Below are 24,530 nucleotides of genomic sequence, written 5' to 3'. Positions count from 1 at the left end.
GTTGTGACGAAGCTCTCACTGCCGACACACTCCATCGGCCAATATCTATGCATTCGGAGCACAACCTCCGTGCGCCATCTAAACAGGCTACATCAGCACCCCCTTTGTCTCAAAATGCGATTAAGAGTTAGCAATTGGTAATAGCCTGCCTATTTCATGTTGCATGGCGAGTCTGATGTGTTTGACCTATTTGACGTGTTTGACGTGTTTGACGTGTTTGGCTACTCAGGTCTCTCACGAGCGTCCCGCAGAGTACGCAGCATATTTGAAATTATTTAGCCAACCGTATAGGCTTGACTTACGGAAGCGTATGGAGAGTTCATTCGGGCGCGTTGCACCCCACGCTTTCCGTGAGTACGGTCAACATCACATTCGAGAGGTATCCGCAATGCGAACAATTCACGAAAGACGGCAGCATGCGCTCGCCGCGATGCTTGGTCACCTCAACGTAGAGACGACCTTGCGTTACCTCGATATGTCCTTGCATGCTGTCCGACAAAGCGAAGCTTCGGAGCGGCTCTACTTGTTCACTGAGAAAGCCGGCGCACATTTCTTACGCGGTTCTGGGGTTGAAACAGGTGAATGCAGTGTGTGTGCTACGCAAGCTGAGCCGAGGAGCTGCTTGTTCTGCGGGATGCTGGTGAGATACCTCAGTAGTCAAATGAGTCAAACACGTCAAGCAGGTCGAACAAAAAATTCAAACTTGAAGCCAAGAGTGCTAGGAGTACAACGCGAGTGGAATGACCTTGACCGAACAGATGCTCTGCGGAATCACATCGCAGCTCTCGACCAGCAACTATCGGATTGAGGTGCGTGGAGCGTTCGTCCAGTCTCACGACGGCTGTCCATTTCACAAGGAAAAAGTGTTGCCTGCATTTGTAAGGCATAGCCGTCAGCGTGGTGTCTGAAATATGCGGATGGACGTGGGCGAGTACACGTGGACCTGCATAGTGCAACCTTCGGGCAGCGTCTGAAACTGCCGCGCGAGTTCTGGCCCACCGAACAGCCGCGGTGAGCCGTTGCTGTTTGATGTGCGATTGATGATGCCCGTGAACGGCTGACGCTCGTGGGCGAAGAAAATCTCGATGGTATCGCCGCCCGCTCCAAGCAGCGACGATGAAGCCACGCCACCATTGAAAAATCCCTTCTGTCGATAGGTCGGCTGAAGGATGAACCGGAACTCACCTACGACGGGGTCTGCGTTTGTTAGCGGTGAGCCGTCCTCGAGCGGCGCCACGAACGCGTCCTCCTCTCCGGCGGGGTCCTCCTTGCCGAGCAGCGCTTCGTCTGCATCTGGCGTGTCACCCGATGCCAGAGGCAGGCCCAACTCGCGTTTGCGTTTCCGGCCGAACGCGACATTCCACTCCGGCCTTAGTGTTCGGATGATGCTGTCTTCAAGCCCTGCGGCAAGATTCAGGTGAAAAGGCCCATAGTGCATAAGGCCGTTATCCGGCAACACTAGCACTTCAACGGTGATTTCATCTGTAAGGAGGGCGTGAATAAGTTTATTCACGCGCAGATTTGTCCGGATGGCCGAGCCGGGCGAGGCATAGCCTGCCATGCGCTCGCGCAGGGTCTGCGTCGACTTGCCGACATACTTCACCTCGCCGTCGCATACGAACGCATAGAGCACATTGCGTTGCGTGCCTTGCTGGCGGACATCAATCCGGATACGGTCGGCGGCGAGATACCAGTTGCCTGCGACCTGAAAACCTATCTCGAGGAGTTTGTTCATGAGGGCGCGCGCGATGCGAGACACCCAGTGTGGCCAGGTGGGTCAGTGGGGGGAATAAACTTTACTCGCTACTAGAGATATTCCACTCACCAGGAGTATCCGTCATGCCGCAACCTACCCGAACCCTCCGTTTAGTCCGCCGCACACTTCGCAGCAGCCGGACCAAACTCGTAATCCTTGCGCTACTGTTCGGCCTCATTGCGGGCGACTCATCTCAGACGGCGCATCTATCGGTGCAGGTCCCCGCCTGCAACGCTACCCGCGAGCACCGCTGCGCCCAATCCGGATGCCTGGAGGCAGGTGCGATAGCTTAGAATTGCCCGCTCACTACACGCCGTGGATTGCCATGCCACTCCCATCGAAGGTCGTTGACACCACCCAGGCGCATCTGGAGCAGTTGATTCAAGAACAGGTGCTTGAGGGGCCACACATCGATTTCAAGCGCGAGTTGCCGCCGGCGTGGAACGACGCCGCGAAGCACGAACTCTGCGCCGACGTCTCGGCTTTCGCGAACGCGGGAGGCGGCGACCTCATCTACGGCATCGACGAGAACGCACAGGGCCAGGCGGCAGCTGTTGTGCCCCAGTCGGTGGACCCGGATGCCACGGCGCTGCGGATGGCCGACGTGCTGCTTAATGGCGTCGAGCCACGTCTGCCGGGCGTGCTGGTGCAGCCAGTGCGTGTCAACACGGGTGGCAACGATGGGACTGTTTTCGTTGTCCGGGTGCCGCAAAGCTGGGTGGGCCCGCATCGCGTGCGTCAGAACGCTAGATTCTTCATCCGCGAGGGCAACCGAAAGCGTGAGCTGAATGTGCCCGAGATTCGCGAACTCTTCGTGCGTTCCGACAGCCAGGCGCAGAAAGTCCGGGACTTTCGCACTGAACGCCTAGGAAAGATTCTGACGGGCGAGGCGCCCTGTCGGCTCTCCGAAGGCTCCATCTGGGTGTTGCATCTGATTCCTACGCAGGCTGCGCTCGGTACGGGCAGCATAGACCCGCTCTCGTACTGGGATTTTGCCCGCCAGATTCCCATACTTGGTACCGCGGCGATGAGCTTTCGCGTTAACCTTGATGGTGCTTTGGGTCTCAGAAACGAAGTTGAGGGTGTCGTGCATGGCTACACGCAACTGTTTCGCAACGGTTTTGTGGAGGCCGTACAGGTGCTCTCCGAAAATGCACGCGGGACACGAATCTTGCATGGGTCCACGTATGAAGACCATGCTGCCAAATTCCTCGGGAAAGTGAGAGCAGAGCTGACGCACGCAGGCTTTCACCCCGAAATCTCGGTCATGATGTCGTTGCTCGACGCCAACCGAATCGAACTGGGCTTCGACCGGACACGGTGGGATGCTGATGGATTGCAGGGTACGTTCGACCGCAGGACGGTGGCTTTGCCTGACGTGCTTGTGCCCGCAGAGGTGCCGCCGCACGAGGGTTTGAAGCCGATGTTCGACCTGGTGTGGCAGGCCGCTGGTATGACCGGCTCCATCAACTTCGACGACAACGGTCGCTGGAACCCACCACGTGTATAAGAATGGTGAACTGCGGCTTCGGCCACAAACTAAGCAAGCCACTTGACCTCCGAGATTGATTGGCCCACGTCGCGCGGATTCATAGGCACGCTCCCGCCGCGCGCGCTGTCTCATTCGAGGGATGCCACGGCGTGTTGAAGACGGTCCCGCACCGCTCAACCTCGTCGGCTTTAGTGTGCACGTTCAGGTCAGCGCGCTACTTTTCGCCAAGAGAATATGCAGTGTGCCCGCTGGCTTCTTTGCCCGGACGCGGAAGGCCATAGAGGACTCGTTCCTTTTTCAGAAAGCCTTCCTTCGTCAGCCACTCGACACCTCTCGGCGTTACCGCTCCAACGGGTATGAAGACGGCGTCTGGCATGGCTCTGGCCATCTTGCCGAAGTGTTCTCGCATCTGCCGGCGCAGCATTGGGTCACGTTCCGGGTGCTTGGGGACCCTCGTAGTCCCGGATTGCAGATTCATACTTCTCGAAAGGCTCCGAATTCACTTGTGACTTGACTGGTCCGTATATCTTGTTTTATGTAATTCGCCGATGCGTCTTGCATCAGTCTTGAGCGGAAGCTGCCGATGCCTCGCATTCCGAGGGTTTTACGAGCGTGCGCGTCGTCAGTGTCAATTCGCGACTGACGGGGCGTCCTGACGACGCACATTCCGCACGACTGTTGATGCTTTCATATAACAAACCATTAAAATACCACTTACATATCGGGCGTCGGGGCCGTCGCCCACGGTAAATGGCGGAGAAGCGTAGTGCTGACTAGAACGACTGAAGGTCGCGGCAGCGAGCCGGGGCAACGCACATGACCAAAGCGAAGAACAGCTTCGCCGCGTTGTTGGACCCGATTCACGGCATCGACAACGTCCTGAAGGAAGTGACGGCGACGCCGCAGCTCGACCAGCCACGGCTTCTTTTTGTTCGGATGCAGGAGCACATTCCGCAAGTCGATGCACTTGCGGAGCTGCTCGTTGACCAGCTCGTCAACTATGTCGTCCCTCTTCGCAAACGGAGAGAGGCCTTCGCCCAGAGCAACAATTCGACAACGGGCGGAGATATGGCAGCGATGTCGCGCCTCCGCCGCGAGGCCAAACGTCTCTTGGTTTCGTACAACCAGGCGCACCCCGGTCGCTACGGCGAAGTTGGGGAGCTCATTGCGTATGTTGTCGCGGTGCGATACCTCGGCGCAGCGCAGCTTGGCGCCAAGATGGCACTGAAAACGTCTTCGGAAATGCCGGTGCACGGGGTCGACGGATTGCACGGCAGTCAGTCGGATGATGGGTCCGTTCTCTTCTACCTCTTGGAGTCAAAGCTCATCCCGAGCGCGACTGACGCTTCGCGGGAAATGGTCGCGTCCATCGCGGAGCATCAGGCAGACCGCGGGCGGATGCTGAACGAACTTCGCTTGGTCAGCGACCTGTCTAACCTGGATGCGTTAGAGGGTGAGGCGCGTGAGGCGGCGAAGTCGTTCTTCAACTCCTACACTGGTGACGGCAGCCATCTGCGGCGTCGCGACATTCACGTCGGCAGTCTCGTGTTCAGCGAAAGCGCCTTCGATGACAAACTGCCTCGCGACATGAAGCAGCGGCCAGAGATTCATGAGGAACATCTGGAGAAGCTGTATGCAGCCAAACACAAGACCTTCGCCAACAACCTGAAGAATCAGGCCGACGCGAAAGGCGTGGACCTTGGCGGATGCATCGTCTTTTTGGTTGCTATACCTGATGTAAATGAATTCAAGCGAATCTTTGCCGGGTTGAACACATGAGCACATTCGCCACCGAAGTTGCGGTTGAAATCCGGCAGGAGCCTGGCTTCTGGAGCGACCTTGCCGAACTTCGCGCAGTCGGCATCCGGTCGACGGTCCTGCGCGAAAATGAACAGGTTCGCGTTGAAGGCCCGGTTCTCGCCGAAAACGCCCTCACACGCCTGCTCAATACCGCGAGCGTGTTTGCATCTGCAACGGACGAAGAGAGTAAGGAGCTGGCTCAGCAGATTGCAGTGTTCGCCAGCTTGGCTTCGGGCGACGATGTCATCCACGAGGCAAGCATTCGCATTCTTTCTGACCTCGGCAACTTTCCCGGTCTCCGTAAGCTGGAGCGTGAGCATCCCGTCGACCTCGGTTTCGAAACCCACATGCGCAGTGGATTGCTCCGAGAGCTCAATACGGTCGACATGGCCGGCGCGCGCATCCCGCTGACCGAGTACCAGCTCGACCTCTGGCGAAGCTTGGATTCATCTGCGGCAACTGCTGTCTCCGCGCCGACCTCGTCCGGAAAGTCTTTCGTCGTTCTCGAGCACTTGTCTGAGCGCGCGATTGCAGCCGACCGGTTTGGCGCAATCTATATTGCACCGACGCGGGCGTTACTGACCGAGATACACGGCAAACTGGAAAAACGTCTTTCGAGTGTTTCCGATTCCATCCGTATCACGACCATCCCGGTGCCCGACCCAGAGAGCCGGCCGAAGCAGATTTACGTGCTCACGCAGGAGCGAGCGCAGTTCCTTTTGTCGACGGTGGCCGTTGCCGGTCTCATTGACCTCGTCATTTCCGACGAGGCGCAATCCCTCGGTGATGACAGCCGGGGCATGATTTTGCAGGACACGCTGGAGAAGCTGCGCGAGTCGAATCCTGCTGCACGCTTCCTGTTTTTGGCGCCAGGAGCATCTGGCCTACAGCTCATTGGCGACAGCATCGGGCTGCCCGAAATAACCGTGAAGGAAACAACTCTTTCGCCGGTCGTGCAGAACCGAATCAGCGTTGGCTTTTCCAGCCTCGACGAACACGTGGTGCATCTCGACCTGGTCACTCCGAAGAAGCTTGAGCCAATCGGGACATACCAGTTCAAACGTGGGTTTGCGTTACCCGAAGACACGAAGCTCGCGGCGGTCGCGCTTGAGCTGGGCGCCTCGGGGCGGTCCCTGGTTTACGCCACGGGAGCGAAGAACGCGGAAGATTTGACGGAACTGCTCGCGCGCAATCGACAACCCGGAGCCTCGAAAGGGTTATCGGACCTGGCAAAATTCATTGAGCAACATATTCACAAGCAATATTCCCTTGCGAACTATGTCCGGCAAGGCGTCGCTTTCCACTATGGCAACATGCCGAGCCTCTTGCGCGAGGGTATTGAGGCTGCGTTCAAACGCGGAGAGCTGGACTACCTCTGTTGCACGACGACCCTGTTTCAGGGGGTGAATCTGCCTGCACGTAACGTCTTCATTGATACACCGACTCGCGGTCAGGGCGCGGCGCTCGATGAAGCTTCGCTCTGGAATTTCGCTGGTCGCGCCGGCCGTCTTGGCGAGGAGGTCGTCGGCAACGTGTTCCTCGTAAACTACGAAAACTGGGAGACGAAGCCATTGACCGAGCGCAAGCCGTTTGCAATGAAGGCGGCTTTCAAGCAGACAGTCGAGGCGGATTTTGATGCGGTGGTTGAGCTGCTGCAGGCAGCCGTCGACAAGGCTCCCATCGTTGAGCGCGACCGCGCGGCTGTGGACCGGATTACCGCAGCTGCTGGTCTAATCCTGTTTCGCTCGTCCCAGAAGACATTGGACGGGCTGCTGGGGCGCCGCAGCCTCTCGCTCACTACCGAGCAAAAAGACAGTCTTACTGAGCTGGCCGAGCAGGCGCTTGCGAGCCTTGAGCTTCCTGCTTCGGTTTTGAACACGAGCTGGATGCTCGACCCAGTCGCGCTTGCAGGCCTTCTGCAGCGGATTCGTGAGCTCGTGCGCCAGCGCGACTTCTCGAAACTGATGCCATCGAATCCTTCGGGCGATTCGTACACGGTGTACAACTCAATCATCCGTCGGCTCTATAAGCATTTGGGAGGCATGAATCTCTCCGGAGAAGAAGGGAGAAGACAACGCGGATACGTTAGCCACGTGACCGTTACGGCCTTGAAGTGGATGCGAGGCGAGCCGTTGACACAGTTGGTCGCTGAAGCCGTGAAGTACAAGAAGAAGGTTGCGCAGCAAACGAACAAACGACCGCTTACGCAGAAAGCTATCGACGGTGCCATCCGCGAAATGTTCACGCTTATCGAGCAAACGATTCGATTCAAACTTGTCCAGTGGGCGAAGGCCTATGTCGACCTGCTGAAGTATGCTCTTGCGCAAGAGGGGCTCGATGAGATGGTCACGCAGGTCTACGACTTCTCGTTGGCTCTTGAATTGGGGGTGTCGACGCGCACCGGTCGTTCGCTGGTCGAGTTCGGCCTGTCACGTATCACCGCCGCGGCAATGGCGTCGCTGATTACGGATTCGGCGTTGAGCTCGGACCAGGTTCGCGATTGGTTCTTGCAGCAACCCACGTCTCTGATACAGCAACTGTCACCGTTGGTAGTAGCTGAGTTGCGTGAACGCGGTCTCGTTGCGCTTGAATACTCAGCTTGAGTTCCAGAGGCCGCCAAGCTACTCGTCGTGGCGAGGCTGGTGTGACCGGTCGCTTGTCGTGCGCGATGGGTTACCCGTGCGAGTCGACCCACGCGCGCGCCCACGAGAGTCCGGCTTCCTGCGCTTCCTCTTCGGTATCGAAGACACCGAGCACTCCCGAGGCTTCTACGAATTTCCGCTCATGGGTAATCGTGCCGCTCGCGGCGAATCGCTCGGGCGCGAGAACCTCGTCCTGCTGCTCAATGGCATGGCCCCATAGCACGTAACTTTTATAGGTGGCCTGCTGCATCGTCTTCGTGTTCCTATGGAGGTGCTTCGACAAGTTACGCACCGAACATGGTCGAAATAAATCGTTTTGCTTCTTCGCGGCTCACATGCTCGAACGGCGCGGCATGGTGGGCGTAGAGAAATTGTGTGCCTTCTCGGTCAGTAAGCTTCACCGTGAGCCGGAACAACGAGCCGGCCGGATACTGCTGCCGCATGGAGCGACTGCACTCGACTTTAAGCGCTGGGTTGACGCCCTGTCCAGGAAGTGGCCTCACGCGCGAACCTGCCGACGAGGGTTCGCCAGACGGCACGTACGTCTCAACGATGATTTCCATTCGATGACTCCACGCAAGTATTAGGCGCTCGCCAACGCGCAGCTGGCGCGCCGTTCGAATCTGGTTGCGGTCAGGCAAAGAGGTCGCGCACGCGTTCGAAAGGGAGCCCCGATTCTGCGGCACGTCGAACCTTCCGTTCGAGAACATGGTTCAAGGGAATCTGCCGGTCGAGGGCGTCAAACAGGTCGAGTCCGTCCATACAGATAACGCGCTTTGCACGACCGAAGGCTACCAACCCGTCCGGGGTGAAGCCGCTGTTGCTTACGAACAGACCGCGTGCCCATGCGGCTTTCTGCTCCAGCTTCCCGTGAAAAGCGTGCAAATCAGCCGCGGGAGTCTGGGCGGACTGCCACTTCGCCTCGACGAGATAGGTTTCGCCTTGCAGGACGAAGCTGCCGTCTATCTGCTCGCCGCGATGGCGAAACGGCTCCCTCGCTTCGAGACCGAAGCAGTCGAACGCCTCCTTGAGCCATGTTTCAAACGCGTAACCGCGAGGATGCGGAGGTAATGACGACAGCTCGATAAGCTTGGTCTTGAGCGCCAGAATCCGGCGAGTATCGAGCGCCGGCTTGGGCGGCGGATTCGAACTAGCGGTGCCCTCGGGCTTACCCTCGAGACGGTTAATCAGGGAGAGGAACTGTCCTTCCGCGTTGGTGACCCACTCATCCCGGCCCTCCGATTGCCGAACGGCTTCGCGATATTTCCACAGCGCCTTGAGCGTTGTAATGGCCGTTGCCAAGTCGACTTTGTTCAGAAAGCACCGGAGCCGCTTTGCTTTGGATGTGCCGTTCTCATGGTAGACGGGGGCGTCAATGTCGACGTTGAGCTCTTCCAGAAAGAAGATGCCCATGGTTCGGTCGGAGAAATTGAGCACATACCCGCCATTCATTTCGAACAGGTCATCGACGAGTTTCATGTCGAAGGTTCGGATATTCGGCGTCTTCATACGTTGCATATGGTCCCTGCGCGTTCGGTATTCATGCCGCCGTTCTTCGCGAGTCCAATCGTGGCAATGGAAGAAAGTATGCCCGAACGCGAGCCGGGCATCACGGTGTATCCGCCTGTGCCGGCGACAGGGCCAAATTTGTGTAGTTGTCTACGCGTAGACGTGTTCAATGGACTACTGCTTGCACACACGTCGACGCGCTATTTGCTGGTGGTTGGATTTCGCTTCCTGACCAATGGATGGTACTGCTGTCCGAAGCCCTGATATAGAGCTGCTAAGCCGCAACCAGGGCGCAGGACCGTTTGGAACCAGCTATACAGCGAGGTTGAACGACGGCTGATGAGATTACCGTCCCTTGTCATCCAAGAATGAACCGCCAAAGTCCATGTTGCGCATCTGATAGGTTTGGTTTGCGGTCAAGCGCGCCAGCTCGTCGATACTGAGAAGGTCGATTCGACCATTTGGAAGGTAGCGCACACTGAGCAAACTATCGGGGCCTCGGAGTCCCTTAGCGAAATGCATTTTCCCGTTTATCACCTGTTCCCGCGCATAGTTCATCCGCTCTTCAAACTCGGCTCTAGTAGAGGGCGTTTGCATTGGCGTATACATACTGTCACTACTCTCTATAGTTTGTGAAGGACTGCTCGGACTTTACCATTGACTCGTAGAATCCACCGCATTTGCCAGCCTTCAGGCAATGCAAGTGCATCCCGCTCAATCGCAAGTAGCGTGTTCTCATGTCGACGACTTGACGCTAGGCTCGTCACGGTACCTCCATCTCTCCAATGATATCGGACGGTTTTCGACGCCTGAGCGCGAACAAGCTGCAGAAATCGAGGTGTTGGAATGGCTGGACTAACGGAACCGAAGTACGCAATGGTCGGCAAGGCTCTGCCACAAATAGCGATGGGCTCATCGGGGCCGGGCCGTGGCAGCTCCGTTGCCTTGAAGCTAGGCGGCGTAGGCGGTGCTGGCTGGGACTGGCCGGGAGGCACAAGATGCGATGTAAGCTCTACGTCAGTGGTACGGTGCTCAATCTCCATGAGGCATTGAAAATCGAGGAAGACCAAGTTCCCATGCGATGGCACGTAATTTCGTTCGCTGCCGCTTTCCACGCACGCGACGAGGCCTGCCAGCAGGTCTCGTCCGTTCTCGGGCTCCCGAAGCGTTTCTGGGTTATAAACTCTGAGAACGACCTCAGCATTTCCGAGCTTGCTGGCGGGCATGGGCTGAAAGAGTGCGGTATTCAGCGCATAGCGAACGATTGAAGCCCAACGGCCGGTTGGAAGACTCGAGTCTTCTCGCCCACCCTTCGCGACGAGCGACTCCAACTCAAAGGCCAATTCGACCGTCAACGGCTGACATGAATCAACCATCTGAGCTGCGAAAGTTCGTAGGGTGCCTTCGGTAAAAAGACCGAGCTGGGACAAGTCGCGCCAGAGCTTGTGCAGCGTCAGCGGGACAAAATTAGGCGGTCTCTTGTCGGGGGCAGGAGTGGAGACGGGGCAGTCCTCGGGGAATCGCTCTTGCAGCGTCCTAAAAGCCGTCACGGCCGAATTGACACCACGTTTGCTCGCGCGTTCAACGATTCGCATGAACGTTGTGAACCGGCTAACATGCCGACACTCCTCGATAACATGTGCAAGCTCGATGTAGGGCTCGATGCGCAGCCACAACCCCGCCGGGTCTTCACGGGAGAGGATGTCCAAGGTAGCAGAGGCAATATCTGCCCTATTTCGCCTGTCCATCGAGACAGCAAGTCCGGCAAGTTTTGAGAGCCAGTCTCCGTCGGTACGGGCAACCCACAGCACCATCGCCGCGCCGCTATCACGCCGTTCCCAAGCCGGATGGTCTAAAGTCCAAAGCAAGAGTTCGAGGAGTGCCTCAGATGCGCCGCCCGCCGCAGAGCTACCGATGTATGCGAACGGCGCCGGGGAGGCGTCACCCACGATTTGCCTGACATGGTCAACGGCCACCGCCAAGAGTGCCGTCTGCTGGGCTGCGTCAATCTTTTTTCCGACCAGCGATATGAGGTGGGATGAAACCGCCCACCGTTGCGTATGGCGCTCTTCGAGAGCCAAGGGGCCATACAGTCTGGCGAGCTCATCTGCGTTCTGGACTTGAGCGTCGATGAGCCGGTCGGCGTCGCTGCCGGAATGGTTATTCGACCAGACCGACCATCCTCCTGCCTGCAACGTTTGTAGTGCCCGTATGCACTCTTGCGTCGCCGCCGAGAAGTTGCGTCGGTTTAGCAGTGCACGTGCGCTATCAATTTGAGCACGGGCGTCTCTTACTGTCGAACGTTTTCCAAAGGTACCAGGCATGAAAAAGCGGTCATCCTCGGCATCCGCTTCGGCCACGTCATCGGTCGGCGCATTGGTGTCAGATTCAGGCGTCGGTGTCTTATACGCTTCATCTTGCTCATAGCTAAGACCGAAACTCGATGTCAGCCGTTCAATCTGGCTTGCGTCCAGGTTAGACATCACTTCATCCCGGAGACGCACAAAGTCCGGCTGAAGGTTGGACGGGAGACTTAGAACGAAACTCCTCAATAGCAGCCATGCGCGCTCATTATTCAACGAATTTGCAATCGAGCGGACCCGGTCCATTGCTCGCTCCAAGTCGTCAGGACAATCAACCAGTTGCGAGATGATGGCAGCGTACTCTTGCCCCCAGTCGGTCAGGTGCCGTTCGTCGCCATGTTGATACACCTCGAGGAGTGCCCAACGTAGCTGCCAGCTCGCCTGTTCACGACTGTGGCGCAACAGCGGAAGCAGGGCAGCCTGCTCCTCCAACGCTGCTCCTGGAAACCGCATACCAACAAAGGTTGAGACGCGGTCGAGGTTGCCACTCGTTGCTTGTGCGAACAACTCGCTGAGAGTGCCACAGGTCTGATGTTGGAAGTATCGGACTGCATCCAAGAAAAACGACCTATGGCAGAGCTGGCCGATGAAATTTCCCTTGTCGGCGCGAATAAATCTTTGAAATGTCATCTCACCCGTCGCTCTCTCCAAGAGGCCAGCGATTTGGGCTAGCGACGAAGCATCAACGGGCGTCGTAGCCGGTAGCGCCTCCAAGGTGCTGGTCATCATGGATAACTGGTCTTCCTTGTACCAGCTCGGCCCCATCGAGAACGACAACATCGACTTATAGGTTCGGAGAGCCTCCTCGTGGGCGTCCAACATGGCGAACAGCGGGACAATTTGCAGAAGCTCTGGCACCAGTTCGAACCTATTCTCAACGTTCGCTGAGACGTAATCCCTGTAGCGCAAGGCGAGCGAGAAGACCTTGTCCGCGACTACCCCTTCGGGACGGCGCTCGATGAAGAGGCGCAGCACCTCGTGGAGCCCCTGCCGGAACCCTTCGTTGTAGATGCCAAGCTGTACTTCGAAACTGCCCCCAATTGCGTCGAGCAAGACCGCGGCTCTCGTCGGAAAACAATCAAGCACCAGCTTTGCAACGCGCCGGTACAGTTGCGGAACCACGGTCTCGGGAATGAAGTAGCTTGACTCCCAGTGAATACGGGATTCAAGGTTGAACGCAAAGCAAGGAAGAAGGGCATCGGCTAGAAACGACCATACGGCATCTAGCCCGGATTGGTCTTTTATCGCCATGGCCCTCCGGCCCTTGCCGTCACACCATGCAACTGCTCGTGCGATGGCCTCGAGAGCCTTCTCCCAGTCATTCTTGGTCGGCATATGCACCGAAGGCGTGGCATATCCGTCCTGACGGAACGAGGAAGCGCGGAGGCGTAGCATTGCACTCTCGAAGATGGCTTCGTCGGGCTCTGCTCGATTCTTCTCATAGAAGGGCAGCGCTCCGTCGCCCATATCTACGCCCACGGAGTATGTCTCGACGATACCGGGGCGGGCTCCAGCCTCAATCAAAGCATCTATAAAAACGAATCGTCGGTCTTCAGAGAGTAGAGGCGCGTCAATCGCTCTTTCGATGTCGGCGAGCAAGAGGTCGACCATCTCGCGCTCAAGCACTATTCCATAATGCTCTGAGTACATTTCGGCATGGGCCAGCGACTGCAGAAAAAGGAGCAGTTGATGACGCAAATCAACGTCGACAGGGACGCCTAGGCTTAAGAAAGGTCGATACCCGCCCTGCAAGCAAAGCTGAGCCCCTGTTATCTCGCCGGTTAGCTGCCTAAGTATTTCGCTCCCTTCCTCTCGCGAGAAGTTTCCATTGGGGCGAAACAAAAAGCCTTCAGTAATGGCACGAAGGAATCTCGTGAATGATGGGGCGTCGCCAGCGGCGTGTGCGAGTGAAAAAGCATGCAGTCGATGATTCACCGCACTGAGGAATTCTTGGGCACCGACACCGTTCTCGGAACCCATTTTTTCAAACACTTTATTTATCTCGCGCTGAACAAGCTCCAAGACTTCTAAGGCTTGTTCGGAGCTTCCTTTCTGGGTTAAAGCGTTTGCTACTGCGAAGGCTTCATCTGCCGAGACAACAAGGCGGCCGTTGCGAACGACATGCCTAAGCGCGTCGTCAGTTTTTCCTATTGAGATGAGCGCCAACGCGACGAGTTCGGCCGACTGCACAAAGAGTGTGTTGTACCGAAAGGTAAGGCGCTGGGAAAGTAGCAGCAGCCGAATGATGTCGATTGCACTCCCGACACTGGTAGCGGCACTGAGAGCCTCATCAATGTCCGCGAGCAAGACGTCTGGTTCCGCGCCAAGTAACACGGAGTCGTCAACCCACGCCTGCTGACAGTTGGGAATGGCCAGCAGCAGGGATTCTGGCCCGCCTCTCAGCCCGTGGTAAAGCTTGTTAAGAATTCCATAGTCGCCGCTTCCTCTCGAACTGCAAAAGCCTGCAAGACGCTCGTGCACCCATTCGTCGATAGATGCTGTCTTGTGAACGACAAATTCTGAGAATGAGGGGTGGTAAATCTCAGTGTTCTCGGGGTTGGCGAGCAAATGTCGAACACGGAGGAGTGTGGACGGGAGGGCACCCGATTCGGCAGCGGTCAACATGCTTGTCAGGTTGCTGGTCGGGATACCCCAACGTAGGCGAGCAAGGATTCCAAGCAAGTTGACGACATCGGCGTTTTGCACCAATTTCGCCCAGATAGTCTCATAGTAATCTTGAATGGAGCCGCTGAAAACTGGCAGTTCAGCAATGTCACCCTGAGTGGCCCCGCTGTTCACCAGGTCGGCTAAGTACCGAAGGTATAGCGGGTGTCCCATCGCCCTGTCGCAAAGAGTGCCAACGATTTCAGTGGTGGATTTTTCCTTGTCAAGAAATCCTAGGCATACGCCGTATTGGATGTCGCGGTCGAGGGTGGGCAGGGTCAAGCGCTCCGCACTCTGAAGGAGTGTTCCAAGGCTGCTGGCAATTGAATCTAGTCCGACGCCAGTGATAGCGACCACCAAGCCTTCAGGCACCTCTTGTGGTAGCAGATTAATAAATCGCTTTAGCGTTTCTTCGCCTGCAGCGGCAGCCTCATTGATGCCATCGATGAAGAGCACGCCCACTTTCCCCACCTTCGCACAACGGTTCGCCAAAGACTGAAGTACCTCATTGGTACTCTGAATGAGCTGGCTGTACGACAGTTCCATAAGCCTGGCTGGCTTGCCCGTGGCCCTTTCAGAAAGTAGAGAATTTGCCCAGTCGAAGAAAACCTCTGGTTGGGCTTGGTGCGCCGGCGTTGAGCCACGGACGCGCTCAGTAAATTGGTAAACACCGAGCTTATCCAGCTCTGGTAACTCCGGGTTGAATTGTTGGCAATACGTAGACTTACCGACACCGTGCGAGCCCTCGATAAAGACGTAGCCACCGCGCTTGGTGGAAATGGCGGATTCGAAAAGTGTGTTAAAGGCCGGCCGCGTTCCGATTGATACAGGGTCGTCGTTGTCAGTTGGCTCATCAGGCAGCAGGCCATTTGCTCGCAAGAAGGGCTTTAGAATGGAAAAGCTTAGGCCCCCGATGGCACTGTCTACGTTGAGTCGCAGCAATCCTTTGCAGGCGGCGCCGACCATGAATGGGGCGCCGGAGAACCCGTGGTAATCCGATAGGTGCGTTCCTGGCTCTATCGACAGGTCCAGGTCGACGCCATGTACCCGCTCGGGCAGCACTTGTTGTATCTCTCCCCTGACGACATGGCCCAGCAGTAGTTTTGCTGCCGGGTAGCCGAATGCGAACCACTTTTCGCCAGGACGCAGGCCATCAACATTAATGGGTATGGGCTCGACGCTGAGCGGCGTAGACAAATGCAGCAGGCAAATATCGAGGTCTTCGTCGTGTTGGCCCACAGCCACCGTGAGTTCAGTAGCGGACGACCCAATTCCAAACCGAACAGTCACCGGTGCGCCATCACGTATTGCGGTTTCGACGCAGTGATACGCCGTGAGGACGAGGTCCGCCTTGATAAGCCACCCGGTTCCGGATTCGTTCTTGCCCGTGACTAGGCACGTGGCCTGCTTGATTTCGTCTTCAGTCATTGTTGACCTCCCCCAGTTGAATCCAGTCGTTCTTAGCCACATGGACACTGAAGGCAGTGCCGGACCTCGATGTATGTAACTCAAGCTGCTTTGTCGCAGCGGTCTCGTAGTTAAAAAACAGGTGTCTTGTGAATGGAGCCGGTCTATCCACGATTTCGGCTAGCACCTCAAAGTCCGGATGGCCATGGCGAGTTCCGTCGGATGAGATGAGAAAGCAGGGCGAGTCTGCAACCGAGAGCAGGTCTACGCTCGTGTTGTGGAGGCTCCCGTGATGCGAAACCTTGATAGCATCAAAGATAAGAGGCGTAGTTGGCGCGTGAAATGACCGCAGCTTCGCTACGACATCTTCAGCCCAAGCATCTCCGAGGAAGAGAACTCGCTTGTTTCCCGCAGAGACGATGAACGTGATGGAACTGCCGTTCGGGATGGAGGTGTCGGGCGTATAGACTTCTGCGAGACGAAGATTTCCGCTGGCTGCTATGGGTGTGGCCTGAGGGTTGGAACGGTCTGGCATGCTGGCGCACCACATCTCATATGCGTCGTCGATGAGGTCGCTGGGCTGAGATGAACCCTTGTAGCCAAGTTTTTTGACCTCACTCAGCCACAAGTTTCGCAGGTCCTCGAGACGGGCTGTCGTAGGCCCAATGACGTGGAGGCTCACATCACCCGCCAGAGTATGCATGCACCCCTCACTGATGCACTTCGAGCCGTTCCCCGAGTTCCAGGCATAGCTGTGCTGTCGAAGGAGCTTCGCAAGCGAACTTCCTTGTCGAGCACTTATGGGATTCGGCGAAGATGTCGGAGGTCTCGGAAATCCACGCCGCCGAATCGCTTCGAGGACGACGCCGTCATAGATGCTGTCGGGCCTTGCGGTCGGAGCAGGCAACGACCGTAGGCTATTGTGCCAGACTGCGTCCACCTCAATGCCTCGTTTGGCAGGAGTGCCGTTTTGGGAGAAGAACTCGAGAAGGCCGCCGATGTGGTCAGCGTCGATATGCGTGCAGACAACCAGGTCGAGTCGAGCTCCCTTTTGCGCAAGCTGCGCCAAGTCTGGCGCAATGAAGTCTTGGTAGGTGGTCGCGAAGCCGGCATCAATGAGGAGGTACGTCCCCCCGGCGTCAACAAGAAAGGCGTCGCCGTTCTTGGCGGGGTACATCTTCAGTCCAAACATGTTAGTGGGCGAACAGGTGTCGCTTTCACGTCAAGTGTACTTATCCGAGTGTGCATACCCAGCTGTGCTCACTCCCAAGGTTTATCGCCATTGCCGCAACCGGACTAGGCCGTCAGCATTATCTACTTGCTTTGGCTTGCAATGCACTCATTCCATACGCGGTGAGACTTCACACGACGGGACGACGATTGTCAATTCGATAAAAGCAAAACGGCCAACTCATCGAGGTGGCCGTTTTGCTGTTCGAACGAGGCTATCGTAGTAGAGAAAATGCAAATTATCGAGATGCATTGCTCAATAAAATCTCAATAGGTGCATCTCAAGAGTTCAGCGTTCGGCTCTAGCTACACTCGACAATCCACCCAGATTTGAGCCGTATAGCATATGCGTCATCTCCGTTGACTGCATCGTATCTCGGTCCCGATGCAAGACCCGTCACATCCGCGGCAGAAGTGCCGGTCCCGCACGCTGCCGTCGACTCGCCAGCTGTTTGCGGCGGCGGGTGTCTTCATGCCCACCGTGCGGCCGTTCTCGCTTGCGAAAAACGTTGGCTCGCCCGCTCTGCCGCGCGCGACCGCCTCGTTAATGGTCGCATCCCCGAACGCGTGACGCAATTCGGCCACGAACGCCGCTATCTCCGGCATCGGGTGCTTACGCACAGGCATGTCCATCATCGTCTCCCGTCGCGACCAAAAAGGGGCACTTCACAAAGCAGATTTTTGATATACGATACTGTACATCCATACAGTATTAGTCGCCAATGGCTGCCTTGCCCGAACACGTCGAGTCAATCCACCCAGCGTATGGGGGTGACCGTGCGGCTATCGCGGCGGCCGTGTCGACGTACCGGCCGCGGGGCGCGCTGCGCGAAAGCGGAAAGGCGCTCGGCGTCGACCCACTGATTCTGGAGGTCGCGAAGTCGCACCGGTGGTTCGACCATTCGAGCGACCTGCTTCAGCGCTTCTCAGCAACTGAGTTTCGGTCCTCGAGCGTCACGAATCGGCATCGAGACCAGCCGTACGCCTTTGCCTGTCGCTGCTGAAGGGCATGAAAGACGGCGCAGCGGAGCGCATCGAAGCGGCGAGAGCCGTGCGGCAGTTCGCCAGCGTTAGTGACCTTGCCAAACGTGCGCAGCTCGACCGGAAGGACCTTCAGGTTTTGGCTGCGGCGAACTCGCTGCCGTCGCTCGCCGGCAACCAGCGCGAAGCGCTCTGGGCATTAGTCGCCGCAGTGCTCGACCGCGACATCCTCGCCAATGCGCGCGGGGATGATGAGACACCGGTGCTCGGCGCGCCGTCGGAGGGCGAAGGCATCGTCGCGGACTACAACTCGATGAGTCTCACGCTCGGTCGGCATCCGCTGTCGCTGCTGCGGCCGGCGCTGCTTGAACAACGGGTTATGCCTGCGGCGACACTGATGACCTATCGCAACGGATGGCTGGTGCGTGGATACGGGCTGGTCACGGTACGTCAGCGCCCCGGGACCGCAAAAGGCGTGATGTTCGTGACCATCGAGGACGAGACGGGCAACGTGAACGTCATCATCTGGCCGTCAATCCAGGAACGATTCCGACAGGAAACGCTGGGGACATCACTGCTTGCGGTGTACGGTACGTGGCAATGCGAGGGCGAAGTCCGCCATCTGGTTGCGCAACGACTTGTCAATATGTCGCATTGCTCGGCGGGCTAACAGCCGTCAGCCGAAATTTCTGTTGAGCAGCTACTGGACTTGCCGACAGGATGAAATGACAGGAACACCGCTTCCCTCCATTCATGAGGCGTCCGCCGGCGAAGTGATTGGTCTCTGCTTAGATTAACATCTGTGTAGCAATGAAAAAGTTAACGCCGGCCCCCGCGCACCGCTACGAACAGGAGCGTAACTCGCTGCCATGCTGACAGACATATTCGCTTATCGATACCTGAAATACCCGGTCTGGTCTCAATACACCGAAGCAGAACGGAGACTGCTCAACCAGACCGTTGGCCTTGCGAAGGAGATGTATCCGGTCTTTGACAGTGCCGGCAAGAAGGTGGAGGCGACTGAAGCTAAGTGGAAGGACGTTCACAACCGGCTCGCCCGGGAGTTTGGCGTCAACGAGCTTTCTCCACTGTACTATTCGTTCGTTAGAAAGGGGCCAACGGGTCAAGACTGGCATCAGTCAGGCAACTGGACTTACGACTACATTTGCGAACAATTCGTGAATGCCATGCCTTCGGTCGGCATCTCGAATTTCGATGCCTACATCAAAGAGCGTCTTAGTCTCATTGAGTTGGTCATGCGTCTGCGCCATGAAGAGGTTGCCAAGGCAAATGAGAACTTGCCTCGTGAACTGTTCGAGGCGAAGCTTCGCCCGGCCGGTAGACCCGGGCTTCGCATTCCGGGAGACCCTGAAGATGGCGTCCGCGCGCGGTACGCCTATATGAATCAAACCTTTCAGCGCCAGGTTGACGAGCTTAACGAGCGGTTTCGTAGGGCTGGCGCTCCTTTGACATTTCACAACGGATTCATTCAGGTCGCAACTGATGAGGTCATTGAGCGCGAGATTGCATCTCCCTTCTGGCGTCTCGTCGCCTCTCCGATGTGGACGAACGTCAGTATTGATATGGCGGAGGCGTTGGACCGGCGCGACTCCAACGATAAAGACCCTGCCTTATTTGCCGGGAAGGCACTTGAAAGTGCCATAAAGATTGTGTCCGACACGAAGGGCTGGACGCGTGGCAAAGAGAACGGGGCTAGCCAGTACATCGACAATCTCGTGAGCAAGGACAACGGAACCTTTCTCGCTGTCTGGGAAGGCGAGATGCTTCGCGATTACTTCCGCAAGGTTCGCAACACAGTCGGCCATGGCCCCGGTTTGGAACCGATGCCCACATTGAGCTCAGTTCAGACTGACTGGGCGATTGAAACAGCTATGTCGTGGGTGCGCACATTGATACGCCGCATGCAGTGACGATGAGGCCGGAATGCCACTGGTGTGGGAGTTGACCTTCCGCGTCCAAGCAGAGGTTAAAGTCCAAATACGTGGCCAGAAGTGCAAACAGGCAAGTTCTTTGGCGCGGATGCTCTTCGTGCCCATCTAAAAACCAGACGACGGCAAAATAGCAATGCTCCAAATCAGCACCGGCAAGTTCTTTGATACTGACGACACTTACAATACGATTCATCGAGGAGTGCTGTATTCGAACCTCCGCCTGATGCATGTTGATTGTGTCACGACTCAGGTTGGTACGCTTTCTCCTGCTGCGCGCTGGGGCGACATTGAGACGCTTGTTTGTGAGGTCGTGGAGCGTCAACCCAACATTCTGGCGGCCGGAACGATTCTTTCGGTCGGCCCAGATGCGTTCATAAATGACTTTGCTGCCGTGTCCTCGTTTTATTTGGAGAGGGTGCTCACCCCCGACCACGATTTAGCAATGCGATTGCTCACTGCGCAACGTCCTCCCTTGGGTATTTCGCGACTTCCCAAACAGTTTGTCTCGAATGTCTTTGATATGTCGTTGCCATACGCCCCTCAAGTTGGCGAGCGCTTGTCTTCGTTCTTTACAGACCTACTCAAGCTAGAGCGCAAATCGTTTTCCGGTGCAATGCGAGCGATTCGACGCTACGTAACGGCGATGTATCGTCTTGCGGATGACTTGGACCTTGCCTACTCGCTATTTGTAGCGGCGATTGAGTCGCTTGCTCAGGAATTCGATGGTTTCAAGCCCGTCTGGGACGACTACGACCAAAGGAAGCGCAAGCCAGTTGACGCCGCTCTTAGTAATGCTCCAGCCGAAATCGCAACGGCCGTGCGCGATGCGATTCTTGGTACGGAGCACATAGCGCTCAGCCGGAGGTTTCGGGAATTCTCTCTAGCTCACATCGGGCCGGAATTTTTCCGAACTGATGCGGTGGGTCGAGTGGGTCCTTCGGGAAAAAGCGACCTAAGTGTGGCGTTGAAGAACGCTTACCAGGTGCGTTCGGGATACGTTCACACGTTGAAGGCGATACCGCGACTGTTGTCGTCACCGATAGCGCTCACGGATTTGATGCCAATCGAGGGAGTGCCGTACCTGTCGTTTGAAGGTATCGCGCGTGTTGCCCGAACGGTCATTCTCGAGTTTGTCCGTCGCGCGCCGACGATGGAGCGCGAAACCTTCGCATATGCGGACGACTTTCCCAACCTGCTGCAGGCGCCACTAGACCCGAGCATGTGGCTGCATATCGCTGAGCACTATTCGACCCAATCCGCCTATATGTATTTGAACGGATTTCTCCAGCAAGTCGAGCAGACGTTGATGAACTCAGACCGGCAAGTCAGTGACCTCCGTGGCGTGAGCGCAAAAATCGAAACGCTCTTGCCATCAATTGCGAAACCGGAGCAGCGACGCCCGTTGGTCGCGTTGTACTGTTGGTTTTTGCACTATCTGGGGAGGGCGGACCGGCAGCGTGCGTTTGAACGGCAAGAAAAATATATCAAGGAACTCGAGGCTGAATGCGCTGAAGCTTTCTTCTTGTATGTCTTCGAAGGTCGTATGCCTCCTTGGTCGGCTGAGAACTGTACAGCGCTGCTTGAGTCGTACATGCGAAAGCGCTACAACAGGAGCCAACTTAATGTCGGCTCTATTCTCGGCGCGGCAGGATTGTTGACCAATGCTGAGATGTACCGGTGTATTGGGGACGAAAGCTCAGCACGGCGTCTTATTTCGATAGCCGTTGAGGAGTTCCCAGGCATCGAAGCGTTAAGACAGTATGAGGCGAACCTGCACGAATCGCTCCAAACAATCGTTTGGTCGGATATATTGATTCCAAAATCTGTTCCGACACAACCCACAGGCAGCAGCGCAACTCGAAAAAAGCTGTCAAAGCTTAACCGACGCCGTTCTGCCGACATGGACCAGGCGCCAGGTGGACATCGCCGTTCGCGCCAGGACGCGAGAAAAAATAAATTGAAGTAGTGACCGAAGAGCCCGCTGCATATTTGCATAGCGGGTCTGATAAATCGTGGTTTGCAGGTCACGCTCGTCAATGACGCGGTGACGGTCAAGTTGGCCTGAGACACAACGACGCGACCGACCCGCATGGCTCACTTTGGTGCCTGTGGGCTCCATAACCTAAACAACGTTAGACCTCCTTTGACGCCGACTTGCTCGCTCCAATGCTCACTCATCAGCGCGTCTCGGGTCAGTCGGTCATTTGATAAGCTGTGGGTAATCTCATCTGTCAAAAGGACCTTCTATGGCGTTGTTTGAAATATCGAACGATGGATTGCATCCTATCTCCCTCGCTACCTTCGGAGGCCTCGGCTTGCAAGAACGGGGCAACATTCAGAAGGCAGTGCGCGCACACATAGGAGCCATCACTCCTGGCGTCCGCACAAAGGTTATTGCGGAAGAGTTCGGCGACTGGACCGGCGCGAATCGTAGAATCGACTTGCTGTGCTTGGACGAGCACGCCAACCTGGTGGTCGTCGAATTGAAGCGCGATGACGGCGCGCATATGGACCTGCAAGCGCTGCGATATGCCGCGATGATTTCGACGATGCGATTCGAGCAAGCGGTCGACGCCCATCGGAAGTACCTGAACGACAACGGTTCCAGTGAAGACCCTGAGCAAGCGCTTCGCGAGTTCCTCGACATAGACGAAGGTCCGATTGTATTCACTGACACGGTGCGCATCGTATTGGCGTCCGCTAATTTCTCTTCCGAACTGACGACAGCTGTTCTCTGGTTGAACAAGCAAGGCAATATGGACATCCGCTGCGTCCAGATGCGACCCCACGCCATTGACGCTCGCGTGTTACTGGACATCCAACAGGTTATTCCCCTCCCTCAAGCTGCTCAATACACGGTCGCGCTACGCGAGAAGTCGATTGAGAAAGACAGCGTGCGGACTTCGACGCGGGACACTACAAAATACGATTTGACTATCGGCGACGCGTTTTTCCCCAATTTACCCAAACGCCGCCTCATGCTTGCGCTTGTACGCGAGGCTATAAAGCAAGGCCGCTCGCCCGACCAAATTCGTGACGCCATTGCATGGCGAAAGCGAGACCTCTTTCTTTCGGCACCCGGACACGCGAATGAGGCGACTTTTCAATCACTGTTTCCTGGAAAGAAGCTTCGATATTTCTTTGGGCCCGAAGAGATTTTCTTCCTCGACGAGACCACGTATGTTCTGTCTCGAGCTTGGGGAGACCGAACCCTTGAAGCTGCCGAACAGGTCAAGCAGCTTTTGCGAAGCCCAGACGAGGTGTCTTGGGAATCGACGTCGTCTAGTGGCGAAGATGAGGAAGAGACTTACGATGGCTACGTAATCAAACGCTTGGCGAGCGGCGTCATTCAGCTCGAGCGGGATGGTCAGGTTGTGTCACCAGCGATGCCCGTGCTTCGCCAACTTGCTCACAAACTGGACATCTCAACGGCGTATGAAAGCGGAACCGAAGCAAATACCCAGCGGCTCGGAAAGCGCATCATCAACGCCCTTCAGTCGACTTAAGCGCGCTGCGCGCCGGCGGGAAGGAAGCTGGCGCGCGTATCTCGCCTTTCGAGGACTAACACTCGTGCAGCAGTTCGGCGCCGGCGCGAATCCGAGTGAGCGGGTTGTGCAGTTCGTGCGCGAGCATCGCAAGAAACTCGTCCTAGCGCTGATGCGGCTCCCGCAGCTCCTGCTCGGCCAGAACCTTCTCGACTTGGCGGCCCGGCCGCGTAAGCCACCCTCCGCGATTCCGCCGCGCTCTAAAAAACTTCCCGAATGAGCCTTTGGCAGCGTGCAGTGCGTCGAACGCGTCCGCGCAGCCTGCAACTCCGGCATCGCGGCGGTCACTCTTGCGCTGGCCGGATTACTTCAGATTGCCAGACAGGAACTGCTTGAGCCGGTCGCTGCGCGGAGCAGTGAGGACCTCGTCCGGCGCGCCTTCTTCTTGAGTGCGACCCTGATGCAAAAACATGACGTGGTTCGACACGTTTCGCGCGAAGCCCATTTCGTGAGTCACGACGACCATCGTGCGACCTTCCTCAGCGAGCTTCTGCATGACTCGCAATACCTCGCCAACCAGTTCCGGGTCAAGAGCAGACGTCGGTTCGTCGAAGAGCATGACGTCCGGGTTCATTGCTAGAGCGCGGGCGATGGCCACACGCTGCTGCTGGCCGCCCGAAAGGTGGGACGGGTATTGCTTCTCGATACGAGAGGGCAAACCAACCTTCTCGAGATACGCTCGCGCGCGCTCCTCTGCCTCGCGACGGGGGATACCGAGCACATGGATGGGGGCCTCGATGACGTTCTCGAGCACGTTCATGTGTGCCCAGAGGTTGAAGTGCTGAAACACCATCGCGAGCTTGGTGCGGACCCGCTGCAACTGCTTGTGGTCGACGACATCTACACGTCCGCTCTTGCACAGCCGCGTCTTGACCTCTTCGCCGTCGACGATGACTTTTCCGGAGTTGGCTCGTTCCAAGAAGTTGATACAACGCAGGAAGGTGCTCTTGCCCGAACCACTTGCGCCGATGATGCTGATAACGTCACCCTTGTTCGCCGTCAGCGAGACGCCCTTGAGTACCTGGTTATCGCCGAAGCGCTTGTGCATATCCTGGACGGCAAGCTTCCTGGTCTCAGCCTTAACCGGTTCGAGCATGATGCTGTTCCTTTGACGATACGTATAAATCTCCGGTACGCCGCACACGCCAGAACCGGGAATGGAAAATGTCGACTCAATGCATCCCGATAG

15 protein-coding genes and 1 pseudogene are annotated in these 24,530 nt (G+C 56.8%); 7 read left to right on the top strand and 9 right to left on the bottom strand.

The window, feature by feature from the left end:
* Positions 1-892: 892 nt before the first annotated feature.
* Positions 893-1,735 carry a GIY-YIG nuclease family protein gene (locus C8K18_RS33395; RefSeq protein ID WP_181324932.1) on the bottom strand — a complete coding sequence of 281 codons (843 nt, stop codon included), beginning with the start codon at positions 1,733-1,735 and terminating at the stop codon, positions 893-895.
* A 346-nt stretch (positions 1,736-2,081) separates the two neighbouring features.
* Here C8K18_RS33395 and C8K18_RS25230 point away from each other — a divergent pair, with 346 nt between their 5' ends.
* From C8K18_RS25230 to C8K18_RS25215, 3 genes are all read left to right on the top strand, one after another.
* A complete protein-coding gene (locus C8K18_RS25230; protein WP_165919833.1) occupies positions 2,082-3,266 on the top strand; it encodes a helix-turn-helix domain-containing protein in 1,185 nt (394 codons plus the stop codon).
* Between the two features lie 798 nt (positions 3,267-4,064).
* Positions 4,065-5,027: a DUF1837 domain-containing protein gene (locus tag C8K18_RS25220; protein ID WP_107709293.1), complete on the top strand. Its 963-nt coding sequence runs from the start codon at positions 4,065-4,067 to the stop codon at positions 5,025-5,027.
* The gene (locus C8K18_RS25215; protein ID WP_107709295.1) at positions 5,024-7,651 is read left to right on the top strand and encodes a DEAD/DEAH box helicase; all 2,628 of its coding nucleotides are present in this window, start codon (positions 5,024-5,026) and stop codon (positions 7,649-7,651) included. Before C8K18_RS25220 ends, C8K18_RS25215 begins: the two co-directional genes overlap by 4 nt.
* A 70-nt stretch (positions 7,652-7,721) precedes the next feature.
* Here C8K18_RS25215 and C8K18_RS25210 read toward each other — a convergent pair whose 3' ends face one another.
* The 6 genes from C8K18_RS25210 to avs1a form a co-directional block, all read right to left on the bottom strand.
* Positions 7,722-7,940 carry a hypothetical protein gene (locus C8K18_RS25210; protein ID WP_107709362.1) on the bottom strand — a complete coding sequence of 73 codons (219 nt, stop codon included), beginning with the start codon at positions 7,938-7,940 and terminating at the stop codon, positions 7,722-7,724.
* 34 nt (positions 7,941-7,974) lie between these two features.
* Complete coding sequence (locus tag C8K18_RS25205; protein ID WP_107709297.1) at positions 7,975-8,253, bottom strand: hypothetical protein; 279 nt, start codon at positions 8,251-8,253, stop codon at positions 7,975-7,977.
* A 70-nt stretch (positions 8,254-8,323) separates the two neighbouring features.
* Positions 8,324-9,199, bottom strand: a complete 876-nt coding sequence (locus tag C8K18_RS25200; RefSeq protein ID WP_258196162.1) for a restriction endonuclease — start codon at positions 9,197-9,199, stop codon at positions 8,324-8,326.
* A 345-nt stretch (positions 9,200-9,544) separates the two neighbouring features.
* Positions 9,545-9,796, bottom strand: a complete 252-nt coding sequence (gene avs1c / locus C8K18_RS25195; protein WP_207909690.1) for an AVAST type 1 anti-phage system protein Avs1c — start codon at positions 9,794-9,796, stop codon at positions 9,545-9,547.
* Positions 9,797-9,822: 26 nt separating this feature from the next.
* Complete coding sequence (gene avs1b, locus C8K18_RS25190) at positions 9,823-15,654, bottom strand: AVAST type 1 anti-phage system protease Avs1b (RefSeq protein ID WP_107709301.1); 5,832 nt, start codon at positions 15,652-15,654, stop codon at positions 9,823-9,825.
* Entirely contained in the window at positions 15,647-16,825 is a 1,179-nt protein-coding gene (avs1a, locus tag C8K18_RS25185; protein ID WP_107709303.1) for an AVAST type 1 anti-phage system MBL fold metallo-hydrolase Avs1a, read from the bottom strand. Before avs1a ends, avs1b begins: the two co-directional genes overlap by 8 nt.
* Before the next feature lie 1,002 nt (positions 16,826-17,827).
* On the opposite strand from avs1a, the pseudogene C8K18_RS25170 reads away from it, so the two are divergent.
* The 4 genes and pseudogenes from C8K18_RS25170 to C8K18_RS25155 form a co-directional block, all read left to right on the top strand.
* Positions 17,828-18,540 (top strand): annotated as a pseudogene (locus C8K18_RS25170) (OB-fold nucleic acid binding domain-containing protein); the annotation flags it as partial.
* Positions 18,541-18,713: 173 nt separating this feature from the next.
* Positions 18,714-19,775, top strand: a complete 1,062-nt coding sequence (locus C8K18_RS25165; RefSeq protein WP_107709307.1) for an AbiJ-NTD4 domain-containing protein — start codon at positions 18,714-18,716, stop codon at positions 19,773-19,775.
* A 154-nt stretch (positions 19,776-19,929) separates the two neighbouring features.
* Complete coding sequence (locus C8K18_RS25160) at positions 19,930-21,762, top strand: hypothetical protein (RefSeq protein ID WP_107709309.1); 1,833 nt, start codon at positions 19,930-19,932, stop codon at positions 21,760-21,762.
* A 280-nt stretch (positions 21,763-22,042) separates the two neighbouring features.
* Positions 22,043-23,302: a hypothetical protein gene (locus tag C8K18_RS25155; RefSeq protein ID WP_107709311.1), complete on the top strand. Its 1,260-nt coding sequence runs from the start codon at positions 22,043-22,045 to the stop codon at positions 23,300-23,302.
* A 55-nt stretch (positions 23,303-23,357) separates the two neighbouring features.
* On the opposite strand, the gene C8K18_RS33825 is transcribed toward C8K18_RS25155, so the two are convergent.
* Both C8K18_RS33825 and C8K18_RS25145 read right to left on the bottom strand, forming a co-directional pair.
* On the bottom strand, positions 23,358-23,429 hold the full coding sequence (locus C8K18_RS33825; RefSeq protein WP_107709369.1) for a hypothetical protein: 72 nt from the start codon (positions 23,427-23,429) through the stop codon (positions 23,358-23,360).
* Between the two features lie 216 nt (positions 23,430-23,645).
* Complete coding sequence (locus C8K18_RS25145) at positions 23,646-24,437, bottom strand: ABC transporter ATP-binding protein (RefSeq protein ID WP_107709313.1); 792 nt, start codon at positions 24,435-24,437, stop codon at positions 23,646-23,648.
* Between the last annotated feature and the right edge of the window lie 93 nt (positions 24,438-24,530).

It is taken from the genome of Paraburkholderia sp. GV068, from assembly GCF_003058125.1.
In the GTDB taxonomy this organism is placed as follows: Bacteria; Pseudomonadota; Gammaproteobacteria; order Burkholderiales; family Burkholderiaceae; genus Paraburkholderia; species Paraburkholderia graminis.
Note: the sequence above shows the minus strand (reverse complement) of the source record. Positions and strands in the feature narration are given on the sequence as shown.

Bases quoted from the DNA above. Each gene is read 5' to 3' on its own strand.
- C8K18_RS33395 (WP_181324932.1), bottom strand. From the start codon at position 1,735: ATGAACAAACTCCTCGAGATAGGTTTTCAGGTCGCAGGCAACTGGTAT.
- C8K18_RS25230 (WP_165919833.1), top strand. From the start codon at position 2,082: ATGCCACTCCCATCGAAGGTCGTTGACACCACCCAGGCGCATCTGGAG.
- C8K18_RS25220 (WP_107709293.1), top strand. From the start codon at position 4,065: ATGACCAAAGCGAAGAACAGCTTCGCCGCGTTGTTGGACCCGATTCAC.
- C8K18_RS25215 (WP_107709295.1), top strand. From the start codon at position 5,024: ATGAGCACATTCGCCACCGAAGTTGCGGTTGAAATCCGGCAGGAGCCT.
- C8K18_RS25210 (WP_107709362.1), bottom strand. From the start codon at position 7,940: ATGCAGCAGGCCACCTATAAAAGTTACGTGCTATGGGGCCATGCCATT.
- C8K18_RS25205 (WP_107709297.1), bottom strand. From the start codon at position 8,253: ATGGAAATCATCGTTGAGACGTACGTGCCGTCTGGCGAACCCTCGTCG.
- C8K18_RS25200 (WP_258196162.1), bottom strand. From the start codon at position 9,199: ATGAAGACGCCGAATATCCGAACCTTCGACATGAAACTCGTCGATGAC.
- avs1c (WP_207909690.1), bottom strand. From the start codon at position 9,796: ATGCAAACGCCCTCTACTAGAGCCGAGTTTGAAGAGCGGATGAACTAT.
- avs1b (WP_107709301.1), bottom strand. From the start codon at position 15,654: ATGACTGAAGACGAAATCAAGCAGGCCACGTGCCTAGTCACGGGCAAG.
- avs1a (WP_107709303.1), bottom strand. From the start codon at position 16,825: ATGTTTGGACTGAAGATGTACCCCGCCAAGAACGGCGACGCCTTTCTT.
- C8K18_RS25165 (WP_107709307.1), top strand. From the start codon at position 18,714: ATGCTGACAGACATATTCGCTTATCGATACCTGAAATACCCGGTCTGG.
- C8K18_RS25160 (WP_107709309.1), top strand. From the start codon at position 19,930: ATGCTCCAAATCAGCACCGGCAAGTTCTTTGATACTGACGACACTTAC.
- C8K18_RS25155 (WP_107709311.1), top strand. From the start codon at position 22,043: ATGGCGTTGTTTGAAATATCGAACGATGGATTGCATCCTATCTCCCTC.
- C8K18_RS25145 (WP_107709313.1), bottom strand. From the start codon at position 24,437: ATGCTCGAACCGGTTAAGGCTGAGACCAGGAAGCTTGCCGTCCAGGAT.